This is a genomic window from Candidatus Protofrankia californiensis (assembly GCF_900634765.1).
GTDB lineage: Bacteria > Actinomycetota > Actinomycetes > Frankiales > Frankiaceae > Protofrankia > Protofrankia californiensis.
In genome coordinates this window covers 1-2614 of the sequence record NZ_CAAAFT010000420.1, presented here as the reverse complement: position 1 = coordinate 2614, position 2614 = coordinate 1, and the positions used below count along the sequence as shown (strand labels likewise).

The 2614-nt window shown below is 72.8% G+C and carries 1 protein-coding gene; it reads left to right on the top strand.

Going from position 1 to position 2614, the window contains the following annotated elements; genetic code table 11:
- Positions 1-2614: type I polyketide synthase (locus DD1DGNOD_RS21710; RefSeq protein WP_131770933.1), on the top strand; the 2614-nt coding region annotated here is incomplete at both ends.

Below are 2614 nucleotides of genomic sequence, written 5' to 3'. Positions count from 1 at the left end.
GCCCCGACAACCGGCCCCTCTACCTCGGCTCCCTCAAATCCAACATCGGCCACACCCAGGCCGCCGCCGGCGTCGCCGGCATCATCAAAATGATCCAGGCCATCCACCACGGCCTGCTCCCCAAAACCCTCCACGTGGACGCACCGTCACCGTTCGTGAACTGGTCGGCCGGGGCCGTGGAGCTGCTCACCGAAGCCCGGCCCTGGCCCGAGGTCGACCGCCCCCGCCGCGCCGCCGTGTCAGCCTTCGGCGTCAGCGGCACCAACGCCCACGTCATCCTCGAACAGGCACCCACCGACCAGGCGTCCGACGACCAGGGGGCGGAAGGCAACCCGCCCGCCGACAACACCAAACCGGCGGCGACGACACCTGCCGAACCGACCCCAGGCCCGCTCCCGTTCCTGCTCTCCGCCCGCTCCCCCCAGGCCCTCCAGGACCAGGCCGCCCGACTGGCCGCACACCTCACCACGAACACCGCGCTACGCCCCGCGGACGTGGCGTTCTCCCTGGCCACCACCCGAGCAGCGTTGTCCCACCGCGCCGTCGTCATCGCCGACGACCGCGACGACCTGCTGGCCGGCCTCGACGCGGTCGCGACCGGCCGGCCGGCGCTCCATACCGCTCAGGGCACCAGCACGTCCGGCAAGCTGGCGTTTCTGTTCACCGGTCAGGGTGCGCAACGCGCCGGGATGGGCCGGGGCCTGTACGACACCTACCCGATATTCCGCGACGCCTTCGACGAAGCCACCGCAGCCCTCGACACCGCACTGACCGGGCACGTCAGCCGGCCATTGCGCGACGTCGTCTTCGACACCGACCCGTCCGACCTCAACCAGACGCTGTACACCCAGCCGGCGCTGTTCGCCCTCGAGACCGCCCTGTTCCGGCTCGTCACCAGCTGGGGGCTGCGCCCCGACTACCTCACCGGCCACTCCATCGGAGAACTCAGCGCCGCCCACGCCGCCGGCGTGCTCTCCCTCGCCGACGCAGCGACCCTCGTCGCAGCACGAGCCCGGCTGATCCACTCCGCCCCACCCGGCGGCGTCATGATCTCCATCCAGGCAAGTGAGAACGACGTCCGCACCGCCCTCGAAGGCCGGTCAGGCGTGGATCTGGCCGCGGTGAACGGGCCGGCGTCGGTCGTCGTCTCCGGCGACCCCGAGGCCACCCACCACATCGCGCAGCTGTTCGCCGACCAGGGCCGCAAAACCAAAAAACTCCAGGTCAGCCACGCCTTCCACTCCCACCACCTCGACCCCGTCCTCGACGCCTTCCACACCGTCGCCCAGACCCTCACCTACCACCAACCCACGATCCCCGTCGTCTCCGCCCTCACCGGCCAGACGGAAACCGACGCACTCACCACCCCCGACCACTGGACCCGCCACATCCGCGCCACCGTCAACTACCACCACGCCACCCACACCCTCCACCACCACGGCACCACCACCTACCTCGAACTCGGCCCCGACCCCGTCCTCACCGCACTCACCCAACAAACCCTCACCCACAACACCAGCCAGTCAGCCCCCGTCACCGCATCCCTGCTCCGCCGCAACGAACCGGAGCCGGTCACGGTCGCCACCGCGGTGGGCACCGCCTACACCCACGGCGCCCGCCTGGACTGGCAGGCCGTGTTCTCCGGTCTCGACGCGCGGACCGTCGACCTGCCCACCTATGCGTTCCAACGCACCCGGCACTGGCTTGAGGCGGCGCCGGCCGCCGCACCGGCCGGCAGCGCGGCGGCCGGCGCCGAAGACTCCCGCTTCTGGGCGGCGGTACGCCAGGGCGGCCTCGACGAACTCGCCGACACGCTGGGGATCGCCCGCGAGCGGGAACGCGCCGCGCTGGGCGAGGTGCTGCCTGCCCTCGCATCCTGGTGGGAGCGGCACCGGCTCACCGATGCGGTGGACACCGTGCGCTACCGGGTGGTGTGGCGGCCGGTCCACGACCTGCCCGCCGGACCCGCGCGCGGGCGGTGGCTGCTGGTGGTGCCGGCCGACCAACACGACGCTCCGTGGGTCACGGCGCTCACCCGAGCGCTGCCGGACGGCGTGGTGCTGCCCGTCGACCCGCAGCGGAGCACCCGGCGCCTGCTCGCCGCCGACCTGGCCACCGCCGTGGCCGAGCCGGTGGACGGTGTGCTGTCACTGCTGGGCGTCGGGGACGACACGGCGGAGGTGTCCGACCTGCCCGCCGGGTTCGCCGCGACCGTGGCGCTGGTCCAGGCCGTCGAGGACGTCGGGATCGCCGCGCCGCTGTGGCTGGCGACCCACGGCGCGGTGGCCACCGTTTCCGGTGAGGCTGTCAGCGGGCTGGCCGGCGCGCTGGTCTGGGGCTTGCGCTCGATCGCCGGTGTGGAGAACCCGCAGCGTGCGGGCGGTGTGGTCGACCTGCCGAAGTCCGCCGACAAGCAGGTGCTCCGCCAGCTCGTCGGTGTCCTGTCCGGCGGCCACGGCGAGGTCGAGCTTGCCGTACGCCCGTCCGGGGTGGTGGCCCGCCGGCTGGTGCCCGCGCCGTCCGGCGGCGTGAAGGCCGCCGTCGCCGCCACCGCCGGCAAGCAGGCCAACGGCAACGGCAACGGCAACGGCAACGGCAACGGCAACGGCGGGGA